The following is a 19,381-nucleotide window of genomic DNA, read 5'->3' as shown; positions in this document are numbered from 1 at the left end:
GAATAGATTCAATGGACAAGATGACCGCGCTCACGATGTTCGTCGCGACGGCCGAGCATGGCGGCTTCAGCCGTGCCGCCGAACAGCTCGGCAAGACGCCGTCGGCGGTGACGAAAGGCGTCACGCAGCTCGAAGCCGAGCTCGGCGCGCGCCTGTTCGAGCGCACGACGCGACGCATGGCGCTGACCGAAGCCGGCCATCTCTATCTCGATGCCGCGCGTCAGGCGCTGATGCAGCTGCAGCTCGCCGGCGAGGAAGTCGAGCAGTTGCAGCACGAACTGCGCGGCAACCTGCGAATCGCGACGTCGCCTGCATTCGGGCCGGCCTTCTTCACGCAGGTGTGCTGCCGCTTCATGCGCGAGCATCCGCTGGTGCGCCTGGAAGTCGAGATGACCGAAGCCGATCCGCTCGACGGCAGCTACGATCTGTCGCTGCGCGACGGGCCGACCGACCTGCCCGACGTGATCGCACAGCCGCTGCTCGAAAACCGCCTCGTGCTGTGCGCGAGCCCCGCGTATCTCGCGCGCCGCGGCGGCGACGTGACGCTCGACAACTACCAGACGCACGACTGGCTGATCTTCCGCCATCCGCTGATCAACCGGCATTTCTGGTGGATCGGCCGCGACGGCGAGCGCGTCCGCGTGAAGCAGCCGACGCCGCGGCTGTCGAGCGGCAACTACGACTTCCTGCTCGCGTGCCTGCTCGACGGCCACGGGCTGCAGTTCGCGCCCGCGTGGAGCGTCGCGCGCTATCTCTCGCAAGGCGACCTGGTCGAGGTGCCGACCGAGCTGTCGCGCGAGACGAGCGCATTCGGCCCGTGGATTCACGTGCTGTTCCTGCCGCATCGCCGCCACACGCGCAAGGTGCGCGTGTTCATCCAGTTCCTGCGCGAGCAGTTGCAGGCGCTCGGCCTCCAGCTCGCGCCGCACGGCACGCCGCTGCCGCCGCTCGATCCGGAGGCGGCCCGCGCCGCCGCGCGTGCGTAGCGCGTCGGCGGAAGCGGAAGCAGACACGTCCTCACTCAAAACGAGTAGATGAACTGCATCCCGGCGAGGTCGTTGCTGCGCGAGTAGGAACCGTTGCTCTTCAGGAACACCGGATGGTTCGCCGCGTCGTGGCGGTACTCGAGCTTCACGGTGATCTGCTCGGTCGGATAGAACAGCAGGTCGGCCGTGATCGCATAGCGTTGCGCGCCCTTGCACTCGGTGCCGTTCGACGCCGAGTTCTGGAAGCACGCCGGATCGATGCCGAAGCCGCTCGAGCCGTTCACCGCCGGATTGCCACCCGCGAGCCCATACTGGATGTTGGTGCCGCCGCCGCCGTTCGACGTATTGTTCAGATAGTCGAAGCGCAGCGTCGCGCCCATCCTGCCGACCCACGACGACGTCCACTTCGTATGGCCGAGCAGCGACATCCCGTACCAGCGCGCGGTGCCGCCGTTCCATGCGCCCTTCTGCAGTTCGCCGTAGTCGACCTGCGCGTTGACCTGCGTCTTGTCGTGCGTATAGGTCATGTCGGCTTCGACGTACTTGTACAAGCCGGTCGGCGACGACCCGTTGCACTGGTAGCCGTAGCCGCCCGCATCCGGGCACGGCGAGAACAGCGACTGCCGGCCGAGCATCCCCGAAACGCCGAAGTCGAACGCGGTCGACGTCGCGTTGTCGAAGCGCGCGGTAATGGTCGGCGTCCAGTTGCTCTTGGTCGTGTTGTTCGCCGCGTTCGCGATCGCGCCAGCGGTGCGCAGCACCTCGTTGCCGACGATCACCTGCCAGAAGCGCGTCATCGCCGCGTTCGAGCCCTTCAGCCCGATGCCGACGAGGTTGCCCGGTTCGCTGAAGTCGTACAGCAGCCCGTGCGTGAGCGTCAGCATCTGCGTCGACGGCTGCACCTCGTAGCCGGCCAGACTCGTCATCATCCCGGCCTCGAAGGTCCTCGTCGTGCTGAGCGGTACGTTGACCTGCGCCTGCGTGACGATGTTGTTGCCGACGCCGCCGTGCGCATTGCTGAACACGTTGCCGAAGCCGCGGTTCGGCTGGATCACGATCTCGGCCGACGGCGCCATCGGCCCGACGCCGAAGGTCTTCTTGATGTCGAGATAGACGTCGCCGATCGTGCTGTTGAAGTAGTCGTACGCGCCCGGATCGTGGTTCAGGAACTGGAAACCCGCCGAGTGCTGCGCGCGGTTGTACAGGTACAGCGGATCGACATAGCCGGTGATGCTCAGGCCCGCGAGCGGGCCGGTGGTCGCCGCTTCCTGCAGCGTGTCGACCTTCAGCGATGCGTTCGCGATCTGCTCGCGCATCTGCTGCAGGTCGTCGTTCGTGAACGCGGGCGCCGAACCGGACGGCGGCCCCTCGGCGGCAGCCGTGTTGATCGTGCCGATTTTCGCGGCGCCCGGTGTGGGGTTGCCCGAAGCGGGCGCTCCGGACGCGACGATGCTTGCGCGCAGTTCGTTCACTTGCCGTTGCAGCGCGGCGACCTGCGCCTCCAGCGCCTTCATCTTGCTCGCGTCGGTGGTCTGCCGCGGCGTGTGGGCGGATGCCGTGGCCGCTTCGAACGCGAGCAGGCACAACGCCGTCATATGTTTGATTTTCATGGGATCGGTGATCGTAGGGACGCGCGCGCCCCCGCCCGCCGCCGATGGCGGCGGGGCACGCGCGGGAAATCGGGGGAAAGGGAGCCGGCTTACTCGGTCTTCAGCCGGGTCCAGAGACGGTTCTGCAGACGCATCAGGTCAGGCGGGATCGGCTTGCTGAGGCTCAGCTTGCGGATCACGTCGGCCGGCGGAAACACGGCCGGGTCGCTCGTCACCTCGGCGCGCACGAGGCGCCTCGACGACGGCACGGCCGACGGATACGACGTGTCGTTGGTCAGGTTCGCACTCTCCTTCTCCGACAGCACGAAGTTGATGAACCTCAGTGCGGCGTCAGGGTGCGGCGCGTCCTTCGGGATCGCCATCATGTCGAACCACATCGCGCTACCTTCGGTCGGGATCACATACTTGATGTGATACGGCTTCTTCGCGGACGCGGCCGCGATGCGCGCGGAGTTCACGTCGCCCGACCAGCCGAGCGCGAGGCACACGTCGCCGCCCGCGAGGTCGTTGATGTAGCTGCTCGAATTGAACTGCGTGATGTACGGCCGCACCGTCTTCAGCAGCTCGTAGGCGGCCTGGTAGTCGGCCGGGTTGGTCGTGTTCGGATCCTTCTTCAGGTACACGAACGCCATCCCGAACGCGTCGACTGGCGAATCGAGCACCGACACGCCGCAGCGCTTGAGCTTCTGCGCGTACTTCGGGTCGAACAGCAGCGCCCAGCTGTCGAGCGGCGCGTCGTTGCCGAGCGCGGCCTTGACCTTCTCGACGTTGATCCCGAGCCCGTCCGTGCCCCACGTCCACGGAATGCCGAACTGGTTGCCCGGATCGTCCTTCGACAGCACCTTCATGATTTCCGGGTCGAGCAGCCCGTAGTTCGGCACCTGGCTCTTGTCGATCTTGCGGAAGATGCCGGCCTGCAGCTGGCGCGCCCAGAAGATGTCGGACGGTACGACGACGTCGTAGCCCGAGGTGCCCGACAGCAGCTTCGCCTGCAGCGTCTCGTTCGAATCGAACTCCTGATAGACGACCTTGATGCCGGTCGCCTTCTCGAAGTTCGCGACCGTGTCCTTGCCGATCGAGTTGCCCCAGTTGTACACGTTGACGACTTCCGCCGCCCGCGCGGGCGGCGCGCCGTAGCACGCGATGCCGCCCAGCGCGAGCGCCGCGCATGCCGTTCTCAGATGCTTGTTCCAATCCCCTGCCATGGTTTCCTCCGTCGATATCGTGATCCGTTCGCCTGAACGGCAGTCCGGAAAAATGTAGCCAGAGGAAATTGGCCGGTCTGCCCTGCCAATAGGGGGACACGCCGCACAATCGACGCCTCCGGCATGCACGGGATGCGTCGCGACACAACAGGACGGAAGCGATTTGAAAGACGACGTCGCCGCTCCGTCAGATTGTCGCCGTTCAGGCCGCTGCGATCCCCGCGCGCGCACCGAACGCGTCGCCGACGTGCGTGATGCTGCCATCCATCATCGTCAGCGCGACGTCGATGCGGCCGATGTCGTACTGGCCGACCTCGAACAGGTCGTTCTCGAGCACGACGAGATCCGCGCGCTTGCCCGGTGTCAGCGATCCGATCTCGTGCTCCATCCCGAGCTGGTACGCACCGTGGATCGTGTACGCGGCGATCAGCTGCGGAATGCTCAGGCGCTCGGCGATGTCCGGGAACACCGGCGCGTGCGGCTCGCCCGCGAGCTGGCGCGTGTGGCCCGACTCGATGTGTTCGAGCGGCTTGTGCTGGCAGCGGCACTGGCACGCGAGGCCGTCCATCCCGATCGACACCGTCACGCCTTCGTCGAGGAACGTGCGGAACTTGTACATGTTGCTCCAGCGTGCGTGACCGTAGTGATCGCGCAGCTGCTCGGTATAAGCATCGACGACGCCCCATTGCAGTTGCGTGTTCGCCATCACGCCCGCGCGGCGGAAGCGCGGGATGTCGTCCGGATGCGTGAGGAACGCGTGCGTGATCACGTGGCGGCGATCGCGCGGCGGATTCGAGCGGTTGACCTGCTCGAAGCCATCGAGCGCCATGCGCACGGCCGCGTCGCCGACGCAATGGACCATCACGTTCGCGTTCGCGCGATCGGCTTCGACGAGATAGCGATTGAACGTGTCGGCCGGCATCGTCGGCGCGCCGCAGGTGTCCGGGCGGTCCGCATAGGGTTCGAGCAGGTACGCGGTGTGGTTCGCCTCGGTGCCGTCGAGGAACAGCTTCAGCGCGCGCGCCTTCACGAGCGGCGAATCGTACCGCTCGCGGTATCGGACCAGCGTGCCGACCGGATCGTCGATGTCGCCGATCACCGCGACGCTGCCGACCACGCGCAGCTTCAGATCGCCCGCGCGCTCCATCGTCTGCAGCGTGTCGAACAGCAGCGACTGGTCGCCGCTCGCGTCGAAGAAGCCTGCGTCGAACACGGTCGTCACGCCGGCCGCGCACAGCTTTTGCTGCCACGGCGGAATCGACTTCAGGTACAGGTCGATGCCGGTCGGCATCAGGCCGGCCGCGCTGATCCGCTGCATCAGCAGCGAATACGCGGCGCCGTCGACGACGAGGCCGGTCGGCTCGCCCGTCGCCGGATCCTTCTCGAACCAGCTCGCGCCTTCCTGCACCGGCGGCGTCGACGCGTCGATGCGCGCGATCTCCAGCGCCTTCGAGTTCACCCACATCGAATGGAAATCGGTCGACAGCAGGCACACCGGGCGATCGGCGCAGATCGCGTCGAGCGTCTCCTTGCGCAGCATCTGCGGCGGAATCGTCGCCTGGATCCAGCCCATTCCGGTGATCGCCGGTTCGTCGGGATGCGCATCGACGTACGCACGCAGCGCGTCGAGCACCTGCTGCGGATCCTCGTAGTTCACGAAGGCCTGGAATGCGAACGCGGTCGTCTCGAAGTGCCAGTGCGATTCGACGAAGCCCGGCAGCACGAGCCGGCCGCCCGCATCGACGACCTTCGTGTTCGCGCCGACATGGGCCTGCACGGCCGCCGTGTCGCCGACATGGACGATCCGTCCGTCGCGCACGGCAATGGCCTGCGCCCACGGCCGGTGCGAATCGACGGTGTAGACCTTCGCGTTGGTCAGAACGAAATCCGCGGGCGTCGTCGCGGCGGGCGTCGGTTGAATCTGCATGGCCAGTCCTTTCTGTCTCGGGTTTCGAAGCGCTTTCACTATAGGCAGACGATTCGCGCCGGTCTGCCCCCCCGAAACAGGGGCTTTCGAACATTCCCGCGGCGCGCGACGGCGGATTTTTTATCCGGTAAATTCCCGGCTGACGCGTGCGCGCGGTTCGCGTAACGTCGCCCTGTCACTCGTCCGCCCCGGTCCGATCATGCGATTTCTTCATCCCGACCCGGCCGCCCACGGCCACTACCTGATCGGCGTGCGTCCCGGCTCGCTCGGCGCGACGATTCGCGCGGTCGGCACGCCGGGATTCGTCGCGGCGGTCACCGCGTTCGTCAACGACAGCATCGCCGCCGACGCCGTGCATCTCGAACGCTGGCGCACCGACACCGGCAGCACGTCGGGCTACGTCGTCGAATGGCTCGGCAGCGGCAGCCTGCGCTTCGCAGCGGACACGCTGCGCGTGATGGATCTCTATTACCAGGACTACTGTCACGTCGATCCGCTGTTCGCGCCGCTGCGCGGCAAGGCCGGCACGCTGCTCGTGCAGCGTCATATCGACGGGCTCGCGCACGGCGACTTCCGCCGGCGGATCTTCGACGAGCCCGGCATCGCGCAGGAATGCGTGCTCGTGCACGGCAATGCGCATGTGCAGTACGCGCTCGGTCTCGCACGCACGGAAGGGCAGGCCGCGTTCACGACCGACGAGCTGTTTCATTTCCGGCAGATGGTCGACCTGCTGTTCCCGATGTTCGACCTGCATGCACGCACTTGCGCGGCACGCCGCATCGCGTCGGTGTCGACGAACGCGACGTCGTATGCGGGTTTCGATGCACGGCTCGAACGGCAGAACGTGCAGTTGTCGCGACGCGAGCACGAGATCTGCCGGCTGCTGCTGTGCGGGCGTTCGGTGCCCGAGGCCGCACAGCAGCTCGACGTGAAGCTGTCGACCGCCGAGTCGTACGTGAAGCGCGCCTTCGCGAAGCTCGGCGTACGCACGCGCCGCGAGCTGTTCGACTGGATGCTCGTCGACTGTTGAACGTGACATGCAGGCGACGCGCTACGCCGCCCGCCTGCGCTACGCCGCCAGCGCGATCGCCTTGATGTTGAATGCGCGCAGCAGGTCGTCGCAGAACGCGTCGACGATCGGCTTGTCGGATGTGCTGCGCTTCATCGCGAGATGCAGCGGCACGTCGAAGCTGAACGTCGAACGGCCGACGGCCTTCACGAGCCCGCGCTGCTCGAACGGCTCCGCGTAATGCGCGGGCAGGTAGCCGAGATGGCCGCCCGACAGGATCAGGATCGTCGCGGCCTCGATGCTGTCCGCGCTCGCGGTCACGCGCCGCTCGGGCAGCGGATACTGCTCCTCCGGCACCGGATAGGTGCGCCACACCCAGTCGTGCGCCTGCAGGTCGTCGGCCGTCACCGGGCGCGACGCATGGAACAGCGGATGCCCGCGCCCGCAGTAGACCACCTGCTCCTCGGTAAACAGCGGCGTATAGACCAGCCCCGGCACGCGATGCCAGAAATAGCCGATCGCGAGATCGAGCTGATTGTTGACGAGGCTTTCCTCGAGCTCCTGCGGCGACGCGACCTTCATCGAGAACGTGACGGCCTGGTCGCGCTTGCGGAACGCGCCGATCGCATCGGCGAGCCGCGCGTTCTCGACGAGCGGCGCCTGGCCGATCAGCCCGATCGACAGCGTGCCGACCAGCTTGCGGTCGATGTCGCGCACGCGCGCGACGAACTCGGAGGTCGCCGCGACCAGCGTGCGCGCGGTCGCCGCGAAGCGCTCGCCCTTCGACGTCAGGCGAAAGCCGCCGCGTCCGCGATCGCACAGCTTGAAGCCGACGCGCGCCTCGAGCGCGGACAGCTGCGTGCTGATCGTCGATTGCCGCACGCCGAGCGACGCCTCGGCGGCGGTGATGCCGCGTGCGTCGACGACGGCGAGAAAGACCCGGATGAGCCGGAGATCGAGATCGGTGGTATTCGAAAACATGCTGAAGCCGCTGCGCATGCGCGCGTTGTCGGGCCGGCCCGGCGCGCTGTGCGCGACGCCGGCCACCCGCGCCGATGAACCCGATTCGGACGCGCGCCGCCATCGGCATCGGCGCGCACCGCACCCGTCACGTCACTCCGGCGTCGCCGCGAGCGCCTGATTCATACCGAACACCGCGGGCCGCAGCCGCACGTAGCAGAGGAACGCGATCGCACACAGCACGATCGCCGCGATCAGCGCCGACTGCGTGCCGGTGTTCTCGATCAGCGAACCGCCGGCGACCGACCCGACGCCGTAACCGAGCGCGACGCAGCCCGGCGACAGCGCGGCCGACTTCCCGACCAGGTCGTACTGCGGAATCGTCGCGTAGATCAGCAGCGCGCCGCCCGTCCAGCAGCCGATGAACACGACCGCGCCGAGCGCGAACGTCACGGGCGACGCCGGCATCGCGAGCAGCACGGCCGCGACCGCGCAGCCGCCGAGGTTCAGCAGCGCCCAGCGGCGCAGGCCCGCGCCGACGCCGAGCTTCGGCATCGCCGCGCAGATCGCGAGGCTCGCGACGTTCGCGATGCCGAGCACCAGCGACACGGCTTTCGCGCTCAGGCCCGCATCGGTGCCGATCTTCTCGAGGAAGGTCCACACGACGCCGACGCCGCCGTACAGCGCAAGCTGCGCGCACAGCACGAGCATCGCGCCGCTGCGGTCGATGCGGCCCGCCGCGCCCGCGGGTACCGGCGCGGCCAGCGTCTCGCCGTGGTGGAACAACGGGGTCGCCAGCACGAACACGCCGAGCACCGTCGCGACGAAGCCGAACACGCCATACGCACCCCACAGGCCGCTCAGCATCGGGAACACATATGCGAGCAGCATCATGCTCCACAGCACCTGGCCCATCAGCATCAAGCCGAGATTGCGTTCCGGCCGACGCGAATACGATAGGTAGCGCAGCGCGATGCCGTTCAGCCCGCCCGAACCGACGCCCGCGATGAACTGCAGCATCGAATATGCGACGAGCCCGTGCGTCGCGAGCGTGCCGAGGTTCGCGCCGGCCGCGAGCGTGACCGCGCCTGCCAGCACGAGCCGCACCGGCTGCCGCCCGAGCACGAACGCGACCAGCAGCGTGCCGGTCGATTCGCCGAGCACCTCGACGAAGCTCGACAGGCCGAGCGCGGCCTCGCCGAAGCCCCAATGACGCTCGACCTGCCCGACGATCGCGGGCAGGCCGAGGAATACCGTCGGCCCGAGTATGCCGAGCAGCAGCATCACGACGACGAACCGAGCGCTTCCCTGTCGCGCTTCATCTTGTATGTTCACTACGTTCATCCGGTGTCTCTCTCGCTGTCCGCTGCGCGGACAGTCTCCTCATGGGATGCGCCGCGCGGCGGCCCGGCTCCGGACCGCCGCGCCGCTTACATCGGGAAGCCCATCGCCTTCAGGCCGCTGATCCATGCACGCTTCCAGCCGCCTTCGGCATCGGCGCCGTCGAACGCATGGAACGTGATCTTCGCGGCGACCCAGCGCATCGGTTCGGGCGGGATATAGGTCGGACTCTGGTTCGCGATGTCGAGCTTGCGCTCGGGGCTGTCGCGATCGAACAGGATGTTCAGGCCCATGAACGCGCCGAAGCGGCTCGCCGCGACGCCGAAGCCCGTATAGCCCGCGACGAACACGGCCTTGTCGCCGAGGTAGCGCTTCGCGAATACCGAGCCGCGCGAGCAGTAGTCGATCGGGCCGCCCCACGCGTGCGAGAAGCGCACGTCGCTCAGTTGCGGGAAGGTCCGGTAGAACGCCTGCGCGAGCCGGTAGTAGGTTTCGCGCTTGCCGTCCTGGTGCGGGTCGGGGTCGCCGTCGAAGTGATAGCTCACCAGCCCGCCGAAGATGATGTTGTTGTTCTTTGTCAGGCGGAAATAGTTCAGCTGCGTGCGCGTGTCGTATATCCCCTGCCGGTTCTTCCAGCCGATCCGCACAAGCTGCTCGTCGGTCAGCGGCTCGGTCGCGAGCACGTGGTCGCGCACCTGCATCACGCGGCGGTTGATGTCGGAAATCCCGACTTTCGCTGTGCCGCTGCCGAACATCACGCGCGGCGCGCGCACGCTGCCCTTCGGCGTCTTCACGTAGACGGTGCTGCCTTCGTCGGTCACGGTCGTCAGCGGCGTGTGCTCGTACAGCTTCACGCCGAGCGACAGCGCCGCACGCTTGAGCCCCCACGCGAGCTTCGCCGGATGTACGATGCCGCTGCGATTGCGCGACCACAGCGCGCCCGCGAACAGCGGCGAGTTCAGCTGCTCGAGCGTTTCCTCGCGATTCAGCAGCACGACGTTGTGCCCGTATTCGCGATGCAGGTCGTAATCGCCCTTCAGGTGCGCGAGATGCTCGGGATCGACCGCGACCGTCATCTCGCCGTTCCATTCGATGTCGGCATCGATGTCGTAGCGCTTCAGCGTGTCCTCGAAGCCGTCGAGGTTGCGATGACCGAATTCCTCGAGCTGCGCGATATCGTTCGGGAATACGCGCACTGCGTTCGGCAGCCCATGCATCACCGACGTCGAGATGATCCCGCCCGCGCGCCCCGACGCACCGTGCGCGACCTTGCCGGCCTCGATCAGCACCACGTTCAGGTGCGGCATCTGTTCCTTCGCCTGCACGGCCGACCACAGCCCGGTGAACCCGCCGCCGACGATCAGCAGGTCGGCCGTCACGTCGCCGACGAGTTCCGGCTCGGTCGCCGGCGCGGCCGGATTGTCGAGCCAGTACGGGAACAGCTTCGTGTTCGCGAGCGCCTGCTCGACGCTCAGCGCGACCGGCACGCCGCGCGTCGCGTGCACCGGTGCGGTCGGTTTTGCTTCCTTGACTTCCATTTCCATGATTCCAGCCATGCCACGTGATCCCGGCCCGCTCGCCCGCGCGCGGCCTGCCGGTGCGCCGTGTACGGCGCGCGACGGACTGCGCGTGCGGACGATCCAAAACGAAACCGCCGCCGGGCGCGCGTCACACGGACGACGACACCACGGCGGCAGCTTCTGACATCACGACTTCTCGAGCAGCACGTAGAACTTCTTCGCGTCCTCGATCGTCTCCCAGCGCCCCGCGAAACCGGCCGGCAGCAGATAGCCCTGGCCCGGCGTGAATTCCTTGCGGTTGCCTTCGACGTCGGTCAGCGCGATCCGACCCTCGACGAGCCACACGGCTTCGTCGGCCTCGGTAGCCGGAAACTCGACCGAGCCGACCTTGCCTTCCCACCAGCCGATGATGTAGTTGCCGCTCTTGCCTTCGGCCGCGCGCCAGTCGCTTTCGTCCATCCCGAAGTCGAGCTTCGTGAATTCGCCCACGCCTGCGCCCAGCGGCAGGATGTCCTTGATCAGTTTGGTCATCTGAATCTTTCGTCTCTTGATTAAAAAAAGCAGAGACAAAGTTACTCATTTACACTGCCCCGGTATGCCCCCCTCCGGGGGGGACAAGCCGCGTTTCGCGATGGGCGCGCCTCGAAACGGCGGGAGCCGGTATTTCTCCCTAATGACGTTTGCCGTTGCGGACGCTACAATCCGCGCGCTTTTCCGCAGGCCTTTTCCATCGGGGACCGCATGCTGCTCAACGTGAACCCCTTCCACCGCGACACCGACCGTTTCAACGTGTCGTTCAAGGCGCTCGGCGAACTGATCGAAACGGTCGGCACGCCGCACTTCGTGCCGCGCCTCACGCAGCTGCTCAACGAAGTGGTGCCGCTCGACGTCGCGCATGTCGAACGCTCGCGCGTCGACGGCACGATGCCGACCGGCTATCGTTGCGAATGGATCGGCAGCAGCGGCATCGGCACCGAGACCGCGGAAATCTCCGACGTGATGACGCTCTACTACGAGCGCTTTCTCGACAGCGACCCGCTGTTCGCGGGCTTGCGCGGCAAGACCGGCACGATGCTCGTCGTGCGCGACATCGCGGCGATCCCGCCAGGCGAATTCCGCCAGCGCCTGTTCGACGACGTGCGGATCGGCCACGAATGCGTGCTCGCGCGCGGCACGCGCTATTCGCAGCACTCGATCGCGCTCGAACGCGGCCGCGACCGGCCGCCGTTCACGCTCGCCGAGATGAACCGCTTTCGCAGCATCAGCGACGTGCTGTTTCCGCTGCTCGAACTGCACGCGTCGACGACCGCCGTGCGGCGCGTCGCGCATCCGACGCCCGACGTGCATCCGCTCGCGCAGTTCGACGCGCGCCTCGCCGCCGACAACGTGAAGCTGTCGAAGCGCGAATACGAAACCTGCAAGCACCTGCTGTCCGGCAAGACCGTGCCCGAGACCGCCGCGATCCTCGGCGTGCGCGTCGCGTCGGCCGAGTCGTACGTGAAGCGTGCGTTCGCGAAGCTCGGCGTGCGCACCAAGCGCGAACTCGCCGCGTGGGGCGCTGCCGCCAACGCCCCAGCAGCGCCGCCGATCGCCGGCTGAACGCGCCGCCGCGTTCGATACCGCCGCGTCGATGCGGCGGCGCCGCTTGCATCGAGACCCGTCGATGTAAACGTTGCGACTTCAAAATCTTCGCGCGGGCGTTCTCCTCTACCATCGGCCGATCGTTTTTCATCAGAAAGAGGAGACGGCCCCATGCACCGCGAACTGAACCAGCCGCTGGGCGGCAACGAGATGCCGCGCTTCGGCGGCATCGCCACGATGATGCGCCTGCCGCAGGCCGACACGACCGACGGACTCGACGTCTGCTTCGTCGGCGTGCCGCTCGATCTCGGCACGTCGAATCGCTCCGGCTCGCGCTTCGGCCCGCGGCAGATTCGCTCCGAATCCGTGCTGCTGCGCCCGTACAACATGGCCACGCGCGCCGCACCGTTCGATTCGCTGCAGGTCGCCGACATCGGCGACGTCGCGACCAATCCGTACGACCTGAAGGACTCGGTGCGCCGCATCGAGGAAGCCTACGACCGGATCGTCGCGAACGGCTGCCGGCCGATCACGCTCGGCGGCGACCACACGATCGCGTGGCCGATCCTGCGCGCGCTGCACCGCAAGTACGGCAAGGTCGCGGTCGTGCATGTCGACGCGCACGCGGACGTCAACGACACGATGTTCGGCGAGAAGATCGCGCACGGCACGCCGTTCCGCCGCGCGGTCGAGGACGGGCTGCTGCAATGCGACAAGGTCACGCAGATCGGCCTGCGCGGCACCGGCTATCACGCGGACGATTTCGACTGGTGCCGCGCACAGGGCTTCACCGTCGTGCAGGCCGAGGAATGCTGGAACAAGTCGCTCGCGCCGCTGATGGCGCAGGTGCGCGAACGCGTCGGCGACACGCCCGTCTACCTGAGCTTCGACATCGACGGCCTCGATCCGTCGTTCGCGCCCGGCACCGGCACGCCCGAAGTCGGCGGCCTGTCCGTGCAGCAGGGCCTCGAGATCGTGCGCGGGATGAAAGGGCTCAACATCGTCGGTGCGGACCTCGTCGAAGTGTCGCCGCCGTACGATCCGGCCGGCACCACTGCGCTCGTCGGCGCGAACCTCGCGTTCGAGATGCTCTGCGTGATGCCGGGCGTCAACTACCGCTAACCCGCTCACACCGACAGGATGACCGCCATGTCCACCGCTGACTTTTCCCTTTCCGCCGCGACGCTCGTGCTGCCCGCCGCGCGCATCGCCGGCCTGCCCGTGCGCACGCACTCGGACGACGCGGGCGCGCCGATCTGCAATGCATCGACCGGCGAGACGATCGGCTGGCAGGAATTCGCGACCGCCGCGCATGTCGACGCCGCGGTGCGCGCCGCGCGCGACGCATTCGCCGGCTGGCGCGACACGCCGCCTGCCGAGCGCGGCCGGATTCTCGCGAAGATCGCAGCGCGCGTCGAAGCCGACAGCGAGCGCTTGGCCGCGCTGCAGATGCAGGTCAGCGGCAAGCCGCCGTTCGAAGCGCAAGCCGATGTCGGCGACGTCGCCGCGACGTTCGCGTACTACGCGCAGCTGTGCGAAGACCCCGCGACGTTCGCCGCCGAGCCGGTCGCGCTGCCGGCCGATACGGTCGCGGCCGAGCGCTTCCATGATGCGGTCGGCGTCGCCGCGCTGATCGTGCCGTGGAACTTCCCGATGGTCACGACCGCATGGAAGCTCGCGCCCGCGCTCGCGGCCGGCTGCGCGGTCGTGCTGAAGCCGTCCGAACTGACGTCGCCGGCCGAGCACGCGCTGATCGACATCGCGATCGAAGCCGGCGTGCCGGCCGGCGTCGTCAACATCGTGAACGGCGGCGCCGAGGTCGGCGCGGCGCTGACCGCGCATCCGCTGATCGACAAGATCTCGTTTACCGGCAGCACCGCCGCCGGCCGCAAGGTGATGCAGGCCGCGGCCGAGGACATGAAGCGCGTGACGCTCGAACTCGGCGGCAAGTCGGCGCTGATCGTGCGCGACGACGCCGACCTCGATCTCGCGGTGTCGCTCGCGGTCGCGGGCGCGTTCACGAACGCCGGCCAGATGTGCTCGGCGACCGCGCGCATCCTCGTGCACGACAGCGTCTATCGCAGCTTCATGGCCGCGTTCGAGACGGCCGTGCGCGCACTGGTCGTCGCGCCGCCGGCTGCGGAGCAGGTCGCGATGGGACCGCTGATCTCGGCCGCACAGCGTGCGCGCGTCGATGCGATGCTGAAGCAGGGCATCGACACGGGCGCGCGCGTCGCGTTCAGCGGGCGCGTCGCCGATGCGGGCGGCGACGGCTTCTTCATGGCGCCCGTCGTGATCGCCGAACCGACGGCCGACAACCTGCTGTGGACCGACGAAGTGTTCGGCCCCGTCGCCTGCGTGAAGTCGTTCCGCACCGACGATGAAGCGATCGCGCTCGCAAACGATACGCGCTACGGGCTCGTCGCGACGGTGGTGACGCGCGATGCGGCAGTCGCGAAGCAGTTTCAGTCGCGCGTGCGGGCGGGGTTGGTCTGGATCAATGCGCCGCAGCTCATCTATCCGCACGTATGCTGGGGCGGATTCGGGCTGAGCGGGATCGGACGCGAACTCGGCATCGCGGGGCTGCGCAGCTATCAGGAACTGCGACACGCGATGCGGGCGGTCGACTGATCGGCGCGGCTGTCGAAGCCGTGGGCGACATTCCGGCGGGGCCGGGGTGTCGCTCTTTTTTCCGGGTTTCGGGAGCTTTCCGCGTCCCGTTTTTTATCGCTTCGTGCCCATCGCGCGCCTACGCGATGTCCTCGCCCGCGCCGAACATCGGCACCATCGCATCGCGTTCGGCCTTCAGCAGCTCGATGACACGCGCGACGACACGATCGGGCGGCCTGCCGTCCGGCTGGACGAGCACGGTCTCGATGCGCAAACGCGGCCGAAAAGGCTTCAGCACGACCGGCAGGCCGCGCAATTCGCCGGCCGCCAGCGGATCGACGATCGCGAGCCCGAGGCCTTCCGCCGCCAGACCGCACCGTGCGGCCGTGTACTGCGCCATCAGTGCAAAATGCGCATCGACGCCGGCTCGCGCGAACGCATCTTCGATCGCCTGCTGAAATGCGCCCGGCGCCCCTGCGATCAACGGAACGCCGGCAAGATCGGATACCCCGATCGCCCGCTTGCGCGCCAGCGGATGCCGGCGCGGCACCGCGCACACCGCATCGACGGTCAGAAACGATTCGCTTCGCACGCCCGCATAATCGGCGCGCGGCCGCACGAGGCCGACATCGCACTGCGCGGTCGACGCCCACGACCAGATCGTGTCCGGCCCCGGCACGTAAAGCGACACGCGCACGCCGGGACTGACCGCGCTCAACTGCCGGATCGCGCGCGGCACAAGCGTCGTCGCGAGCGACGGCTGGCACGCGATCCGCAGCGAACCCGTGCCGCGTTCGCGTATCTGGCGGGCCGCGTGCCGCAGCTGATCGAGTCCCGCATAGGTACGCTCGACTTCGCGCGCGAACGCTTCTCCCTCGACGGTCGGCAGCGCGCTGCCGTGCCCGCGCACGAACAACGCGAAGCCGAGTTCCGCTTCGAGCTGCGCGATCGCGCGACTGACATGCGGCTGGCCGATACCGAGCGCTTCCGCCGCTCTCGTCATGCCGCCATGACGCATCACCGCACGAAAAAGATCGAGATGGGCCGGATTGAGCATGCCTGATCTGCATGGAAAGACGCGATTCCGGCATTTGACGACATGGACGACGCTGTCGTCAAATGGGTTCGCCACCCTGCGTAAAAGGAGACGCCGATGATTCAAGCCGCGCTGCTGTCGATCCTGACCATCGTCGCCGGCGTCAGCCTGATGACGCAGCAGGTGCTCAATGCGAACCTGCGCGGCGCACTGAATTCAGCCGCGTGGTCAAGCTTCGCGAGTTACGCGCTCGGACTGGCCTGCATGGCCGTGCTGGCGCTCGTGCTGCGCGATCCGCTGCCGTCGTCCGCGCTCGCGGCGCGCATCCCGTGGTGGGCATTCAGCGGCGGCATGTTCGGCGCGATCTTCATCGCGCTCGCCATTTTCACGATCCCGAAGCTGGGCGCGGCGACCTTTCTCGTGCTGGTCGTGACGGGCCAGATGCTCGCGTCGATGACGATCGATCACTTCGGCTGGTTCGGCCTGGTGCAACGGCCGATCGATGTGCCGCGCGTCGTCGGCATCGCTCTGCTGATCGGCGGCTGCGTTCTGATTCGCAGATAAACGACCGGCTCGTCCACCGCCGTGATGTTCGAATCGACCGGCATCGATCATCGATATATCCAATAGAATATATCGACACCCGCACCACCGGAGACGCACCATGAATCGCCCCCTGCAGCGCGCCGCACGCGAACACGCACCGACGCACCGGATCCGCGCGCTGAAGCCGCTGCCGAACGATGCGCGTGCGCAGCAGGTCACGCGCGTCGTCGATGCGTTCAGGCGGCTTCGCGGCAGCGTCGTGCGCTTCATCCACATGTTCGAGGCGGGACGCGATACGGCGCTGCCCGACGACGCGCTGTCCGCGATGAGCTTGCGCGAACTGCTGGCGACGCTCGAAGAAGCCGCGCGGGCCGCGCGCTTCACGCGTTTGCGCGATCTCGAACAGGCAATCGCGCACGCACGCGTGCTCGAACGCACGCGCGACGACGTGTTTTCCGATTCCTTCAGCAACGATCCGGCTGCGATGCACGAAGCGATCGCGGCGCTGGAGCGCGCCGACGTGCGCTTCGTCGCGCTGTGTGTCGAATCCGTGATGGCGCGCCACGCACCGGCGCCGGCCTGATGTCCCGGCTGCTCCACATTTCCCCGAATTCCACCCGTTATATTCCGTGGTATATTGCGCGCATCTTTCGCGCATCCGTCTCCGGCTCGTCAGCGCCGGACAGAGGTCAACATGCACGCTCCGCCCTTTCGACTGGCCCGCATGGCGGGCATTGCGTCGGCCGGCGACACCGCATCGTCGGGCGGCGGCCGCGTCGACGCATGCTGCGCGCCGTCCCGCGCGCAACGCGCCGACACGAAGCGCCGCGCGCGGCTGTCGGAGCTCGATGCGACCCTGCACTGCTCGATCATCGGCACCTGCCTGACCACCCATGAGCTGCGCAAGCTCGTGCCGAAATTCACCGATCTCGACCGCCAGCGTGCGACCGACCTGGAAATCCACCACGCGGCCGTCGAACTCGCGATCGAAGGTACTGCCGGCGCCAAGGCGCTGCACAAGGCGCTCGACGAGCGCTACGCCGGCGCGATCCGCACGTTCGACAGCGCGCCGGACGATGACGCGCTGCTCGCGCTATGGAAGGACGCGCTCAAGCGCGGCGACATTCCGCCCGCGTACTGGGCGCTGATGACACATCCGCGCGCGACGCCCAGCGTGCGCCAGGCGGCCTTCGGCGACCTGCACATGCTGTCGCATCTGGTCGGCGCGGCCAATCGCGCGGATATCCGGCGGCTGGTCGCGCTCGAACAGGAAAACGCGGCGCTGCACGCGAAGCTCGATCGGCAGCAGGCCCGCCTGCATGAGATCAGCCAGCAGCGCGACGCAGCGCTCGATGCGCTGGACGCATGCCGTGCGCGTCAGGATGCACAACCGGAGGCGGACGGAAGCCGTCTGCGCGACGAAGTCCGCGAGCTGCGCGAAGCGCTGGCGTTGCGCGACGAACGGCTTGCGCTGCACACGAGCCGCCGCGAGGCCGCCGAACAGCGGATCGCCGCGGAACAGGCGAGCGCCCGCGCGATGCGCGCGCGGCTCGACGAACTGATGACGATGGTGAAGACGCTGCGCGCGGAAGCGAGCGCGCTGGAACACGCGGTGCAGATGTCGACCGACGATCCGTCCGAACGCGCGGCCGATTCGCTGTCGATGCTGCGCGGCAAGCGCGTCGTCTACGTCGGCGGCCGCCCGGGGTCGAACCGCGCGATTCGCCGGATCGTCGAGACGTCGGGCGGCGAAATGATCGTGCACGACGGCGGCATCGAGGACCGCAAGGGTCTGCTCGCCGCGGCGCTGCCGGGCGCGAACCTGGTCGTGTTCCCGGTCGACTGCATCGATCACGATTCGATGAACCAGCTGAAGCGCATCTGCGAGCGCAGCCATGTTGCGTACTACCCGCTGCGGACTGCGAGCGTCGCGAGCTTCGTCGAACTGATCGGCCGGCTCGATGCGCACGCGCGCGAAGCGGCGCTTCCCGATTCGTCGGCAGGGGACGCTTCGCGGTTCTGTCTGCGGCATGGGTAGCGGAAGCGTTCTGCCGAGATCGAGTGCGGCTGAAGGCAATTCAAGCGCGCAACTACGGCACGCTCAGCGGCGCACCATTTTTGTCAGCGCGGCGATGTCGTCCGCGCAGGCCGCGTAGGCGCGCGCCTCGATCCCGCGATAGAGCCGGATGATTTCCTCGCCGACCGGCGTCAGCACGCTGCCGCCGCCGCTCTGTCCGCCGTGCTCGGAGACCGTCGCGGGCGATTTGAGCGAGCGGTTCAGCTCGTCCATCAACAGCCACGCGCGCCGGTACGACATCTTCAGGCTGCGCGCCGCCGCCGAAATCGACCCGTGCTCGCGCACGGCCTCGAGCAGCGCGACCTTGCCCGGCCCGAGCGCGATCGTGTCGGCCTGCTGGATGCGCATCCTGAAACGTACCTGGGGTTTGGGGGATGCCGAAGTCTTCATGTTGTCCGCCGGTTGAACCATGCGCGCAAGCATACACGATGGATCGCGCGGCGACGCTGCCGGCGACGCGGGCGGCTCAGATCTCGAGCACGCGTGCGACGACGCCCGCGAGACGCTTCACGTGGCGCGGCGCCGGCAGGATATCGGCGGCGGAAACGAGGATCGGCGCACCTTCATCGATCGACAGCGGCTCGTCGCCGCGCGCGAACGCGACCAGCACGCGCTCGCCGATCGGCGTATTGAACAGCTCGTGCCAGGAAAACGTCACCGCGTAGCCGTCGTGCGCATGCGCGATGAAGACGGTGCGCTTGAAATCGCCGACCTGCGCGCCGAGCAGGCCGGCCGCATCGATCAGGTCCTTCAGCCGCGCACCGCGATATCGATCGACGCTGCGAATGAAGCGATGCGTCGTGAAGCAGCGCAGATCGAACGGCTCGGCCGTCGCGTGCGCATAGCGGCGCAGATCGTCGAGCGTCACCGTCAGCGGCCGCGCGAATGCGCCCGTCAGCGCGATCGAACCGATCGTCGCGTCCTGTGACGGCTGCGCCGCCGTACCTGCCATCTCCATGCTTCCTCCGGGGCC

General features: G+C 67.6%; 18 protein-coding genes. 8 read left to right on the top strand and 10 right to left on the bottom strand.

What is annotated here, in order from left to right:
- Positions 1-11: 11 nt before the first annotated feature.
- The gene (locus BST28156_RS16075) at positions 12-986 is read left to right on the top strand and encodes a LysR family transcriptional regulator (protein ID WP_174902713.1); all 975 of its coding nucleotides are present in this window, start codon (positions 12-14) and stop codon (positions 984-986) included.
- Between the two features lie 35 nt (positions 987-1,021).
- On the opposite strand, the gene BST28156_RS16070 is transcribed toward BST28156_RS16075, so the two are convergent.
- From BST28156_RS16070 to BST28156_RS16060, 3 genes are all read right to left on the bottom strand, one after another.
- The gene (locus tag BST28156_RS16070) at positions 1,022-2,596 is read right to left on the bottom strand and encodes a DUF3138 family protein (protein WP_174902712.1); all 1,575 of its coding nucleotides are present in this window, start codon (positions 2,594-2,596) and stop codon (positions 1,022-1,024) included.
- 89 nt (positions 2,597-2,685) lie between these two features.
- Positions 2,686-3,801, bottom strand: a complete 1,116-nt coding sequence (locus tag BST28156_RS16065) for a polyamine ABC transporter substrate-binding protein (RefSeq protein ID WP_174902711.1) — start codon at positions 3,799-3,801, stop codon at positions 2,686-2,688.
- A gap of 202 nt (positions 3,802-4,003) precedes the next feature.
- On the bottom strand, positions 4,004-5,728 hold the full coding sequence (locus BST28156_RS16060; protein WP_174902710.1) for an amidohydrolase: 1,725 nt from the start codon (positions 5,726-5,728) through the stop codon (positions 4,004-4,006).
- Between the two features lie 199 nt (positions 5,729-5,927).
- Between BST28156_RS16060 and BST28156_RS16055 the strand changes: the two genes are divergently transcribed.
- Positions 5,928-6,758 carry a helix-turn-helix transcriptional regulator gene (locus BST28156_RS16055; RefSeq protein ID WP_174902709.1) on the top strand — a complete coding sequence of 277 codons (831 nt, stop codon included), beginning with the start codon at positions 5,928-5,930 and terminating at the stop codon, positions 6,756-6,758.
- Positions 6,759-6,797: 39 nt separating this feature from the next.
- On the opposite strand, the gene BST28156_RS16050 is transcribed toward BST28156_RS16055, so the two are convergent.
- The 4 genes from BST28156_RS16050 to BST28156_RS16035 form a co-directional block, all read right to left on the bottom strand.
- Complete coding sequence (locus BST28156_RS16050) at positions 6,798-7,718, bottom strand: LysR family transcriptional regulator (protein WP_060246376.1); 921 nt, start codon at positions 7,716-7,718, stop codon at positions 6,798-6,800.
- 132 nt (positions 7,719-7,850) lie between these two features.
- Positions 7,851-9,041: an MFS transporter gene (locus BST28156_RS16045; protein ID WP_174902708.1), complete on the bottom strand. Its 1,191-nt coding sequence runs from the start codon at positions 9,039-9,041 to the stop codon at positions 7,851-7,853.
- 86 nt (positions 9,042-9,127) lie between these two features.
- The gene (locus BST28156_RS16040) at positions 9,128-10,582 is read right to left on the bottom strand and encodes an NAD(P)/FAD-dependent oxidoreductase (protein WP_174902757.1); all 1,455 of its coding nucleotides are present in this window, start codon (positions 10,580-10,582) and stop codon (positions 9,128-9,130) included.
- A gap of 162 nt (positions 10,583-10,744) precedes the next feature.
- A complete protein-coding gene (locus BST28156_RS16035) occupies positions 10,745-11,089 on the bottom strand; it encodes a cupin domain-containing protein (RefSeq protein WP_060246373.1) in 345 nt (114 codons plus the stop codon).
- 210 nt (positions 11,090-11,299) lie between these two features.
- Between BST28156_RS16035 and BST28156_RS16030 the strand changes: the two genes are divergently transcribed.
- The 3 genes from BST28156_RS16030 (at position 11,300) to BST28156_RS16020 (ending at position 14,770) form a co-directional block, all read left to right on the top strand.
- Complete coding sequence (locus BST28156_RS16030; RefSeq protein ID WP_174902707.1) at positions 11,300-12,157, top strand: helix-turn-helix transcriptional regulator; 858 nt, start codon at positions 11,300-11,302, stop codon at positions 12,155-12,157.
- Between the two features lie 153 nt (positions 12,158-12,310).
- Entirely contained in the window at positions 12,311-13,261 is a 951-nt protein-coding gene (gene speB / locus BST28156_RS16025) for an agmatinase (RefSeq protein WP_174902706.1), read from the top strand.
- Between the two features lie 27 nt (positions 13,262-13,288).
- Positions 13,289-14,770, top strand: a complete 1,482-nt coding sequence (locus tag BST28156_RS16020; RefSeq protein WP_174902705.1) for an aldehyde dehydrogenase family protein — start codon at positions 13,289-13,291, stop codon at positions 14,768-14,770.
- 118 nt (positions 14,771-14,888) lie between these two features.
- Here BST28156_RS16020 and BST28156_RS16015 read toward each other — a convergent pair whose 3' ends face one another.
- Positions 14,889-15,806, bottom strand: coding sequence for a LysR family transcriptional regulator (locus tag BST28156_RS16015; protein ID WP_174902704.1), 918 nt, complete (start codon positions 15,804-15,806; stop codon positions 14,889-14,891).
- A 96-nt stretch (positions 15,807-15,902) separates the two neighbouring features.
- On the opposite strand from BST28156_RS16015, the gene BST28156_RS16010 reads away from it, so the two are divergent.
- The 3 genes from BST28156_RS16010 (at position 15,903) to BST28156_RS16000 (ending at position 18,369) form a co-directional block, all read left to right on the top strand.
- Positions 15,903-16,349, top strand: coding sequence for a DMT family transporter (locus BST28156_RS16010; RefSeq protein WP_174902703.1), 447 nt, complete (start codon positions 15,903-15,905; stop codon positions 16,347-16,349).
- 100 nt (positions 16,350-16,449) lie between these two features.
- A complete protein-coding gene (locus BST28156_RS16005; protein WP_174902702.1) occupies positions 16,450-16,914 on the top strand; it encodes a hypothetical protein in 465 nt (154 codons plus the stop codon).
- Between the two features lie 111 nt (positions 16,915-17,025).
- Complete coding sequence (locus BST28156_RS16000; protein ID WP_174902701.1) at positions 17,026-18,369, top strand: DUF2325 domain-containing protein; 1,344 nt, start codon at positions 17,026-17,028, stop codon at positions 18,367-18,369.
- 63 nt (positions 18,370-18,432) lie between these two features.
- Here BST28156_RS16000 and BST28156_RS15995 read toward each other — a convergent pair whose 3' ends face one another.
- Together BST28156_RS15995 and BST28156_RS15990 are read right to left on the bottom strand one after the other, a co-directional pair.
- Positions 18,433-18,756 (bottom strand): winged helix-turn-helix domain-containing protein, encoded by a 324-nt coding sequence (locus BST28156_RS15995; protein ID WP_034188511.1) that lies wholly within the window; start codon positions 18,754-18,756, stop codon positions 18,433-18,435.
- Between the two features lie 118 nt (positions 18,757-18,874).
- Positions 18,875-19,366 (bottom strand): molybdopterin-dependent oxidoreductase, encoded by a 492-nt coding sequence (locus tag BST28156_RS15990; protein WP_174902700.1) that lies wholly within the window; start codon positions 19,364-19,366, stop codon positions 18,875-18,877.
- Between the last annotated feature and the right edge of the window lie 15 nt (positions 19,367-19,381).

Origin of the sequence: Burkholderia pseudomultivorans, from assembly GCF_902499075.1 — a bacterium.
Classification (GTDB): Bacteria; Pseudomonadota; Gammaproteobacteria; order Burkholderiales; family Burkholderiaceae; genus Burkholderia; species Burkholderia pseudomultivorans.
This window is presented reverse-complemented; position numbering and strand designations above follow the sequence as displayed.

Bases quoted from the DNA above. Each gene is read 5' to 3' on its own strand.
- BST28156_RS16075 (WP_174902713.1), top strand. From the start codon at position 12: ATGGACAAGATGACCGCGCTCACGATGTTCGTCGCGACGGCCGAGCAT.
- BST28156_RS16070 (WP_174902712.1), bottom strand. From the start codon at position 2,596: ATGAAAATCAAACATATGACGGCGTTGTGCCTGCTCGCGTTCGAAGCG.
- BST28156_RS16065 (WP_174902711.1), bottom strand. From the start codon at position 3,801: ATGGCAGGGGATTGGAACAAGCATCTGAGAACGGCATGCGCGGCGCTC.
- BST28156_RS16060 (WP_174902710.1), bottom strand. From the start codon at position 5,728: ATGCAGATTCAACCGACGCCCGCCGCGACGACGCCCGCGGATTTCGTT.
- BST28156_RS16055 (WP_174902709.1), top strand. From the start codon at position 5,928: ATGCGATTTCTTCATCCCGACCCGGCCGCCCACGGCCACTACCTGATC.
- BST28156_RS16050 (WP_060246376.1), bottom strand. From the start codon at position 7,718: ATGTTTTCGAATACCACCGATCTCGATCTCCGGCTCATCCGGGTCTTT.
- BST28156_RS16045 (WP_174902708.1), bottom strand. From the start codon at position 9,041: ATGAACGTAGTGAACATACAAGATGAAGCGCGACAGGGAAGCGCTCGG.
- BST28156_RS16040 (WP_174902757.1), bottom strand. From the start codon at position 10,582: ATGGAAATGGAAGTCAAGGAAGCAAAACCGACCGCACCGGTGCACGCG.
- BST28156_RS16035 (WP_060246373.1), bottom strand. From the start codon at position 11,089: ATGACCAAACTGATCAAGGACATCCTGCCGCTGGGCGCAGGCGTGGGC.
- BST28156_RS16030 (WP_174902707.1), top strand. From the start codon at position 11,300: ATGCTGCTCAACGTGAACCCCTTCCACCGCGACACCGACCGTTTCAAC.
- speB (WP_174902706.1), top strand. From the start codon at position 12,311: ATGCACCGCGAACTGAACCAGCCGCTGGGCGGCAACGAGATGCCGCGC.
- BST28156_RS16020 (WP_174902705.1), top strand. From the start codon at position 13,289: ATGTCCACCGCTGACTTTTCCCTTTCCGCCGCGACGCTCGTGCTGCCC.
- BST28156_RS16015 (WP_174902704.1), bottom strand. From the start codon at position 15,806: ATGCTCAATCCGGCCCATCTCGATCTTTTTCGTGCGGTGATGCGTCAT.
- BST28156_RS16010 (WP_174902703.1), top strand. From the start codon at position 15,903: ATGATTCAAGCCGCGCTGCTGTCGATCCTGACCATCGTCGCCGGCGTC.
- BST28156_RS16005 (WP_174902702.1), top strand. From the start codon at position 16,450: ATGAATCGCCCCCTGCAGCGCGCCGCACGCGAACACGCACCGACGCAC.
- BST28156_RS16000 (WP_174902701.1), top strand. From the start codon at position 17,026: ATGCACGCTCCGCCCTTTCGACTGGCCCGCATGGCGGGCATTGCGTCG.
- BST28156_RS15995 (WP_034188511.1), bottom strand. From the start codon at position 18,756: ATGCGCATCCAGCAGGCCGACACGATCGCGCTCGGGCCGGGCAAGGTC.
- BST28156_RS15990 (WP_174902700.1), bottom strand. From the start codon at position 19,366: ATGGAGATGGCAGGTACGGCGGCGCAGCCGTCACAGGACGCGACGATC.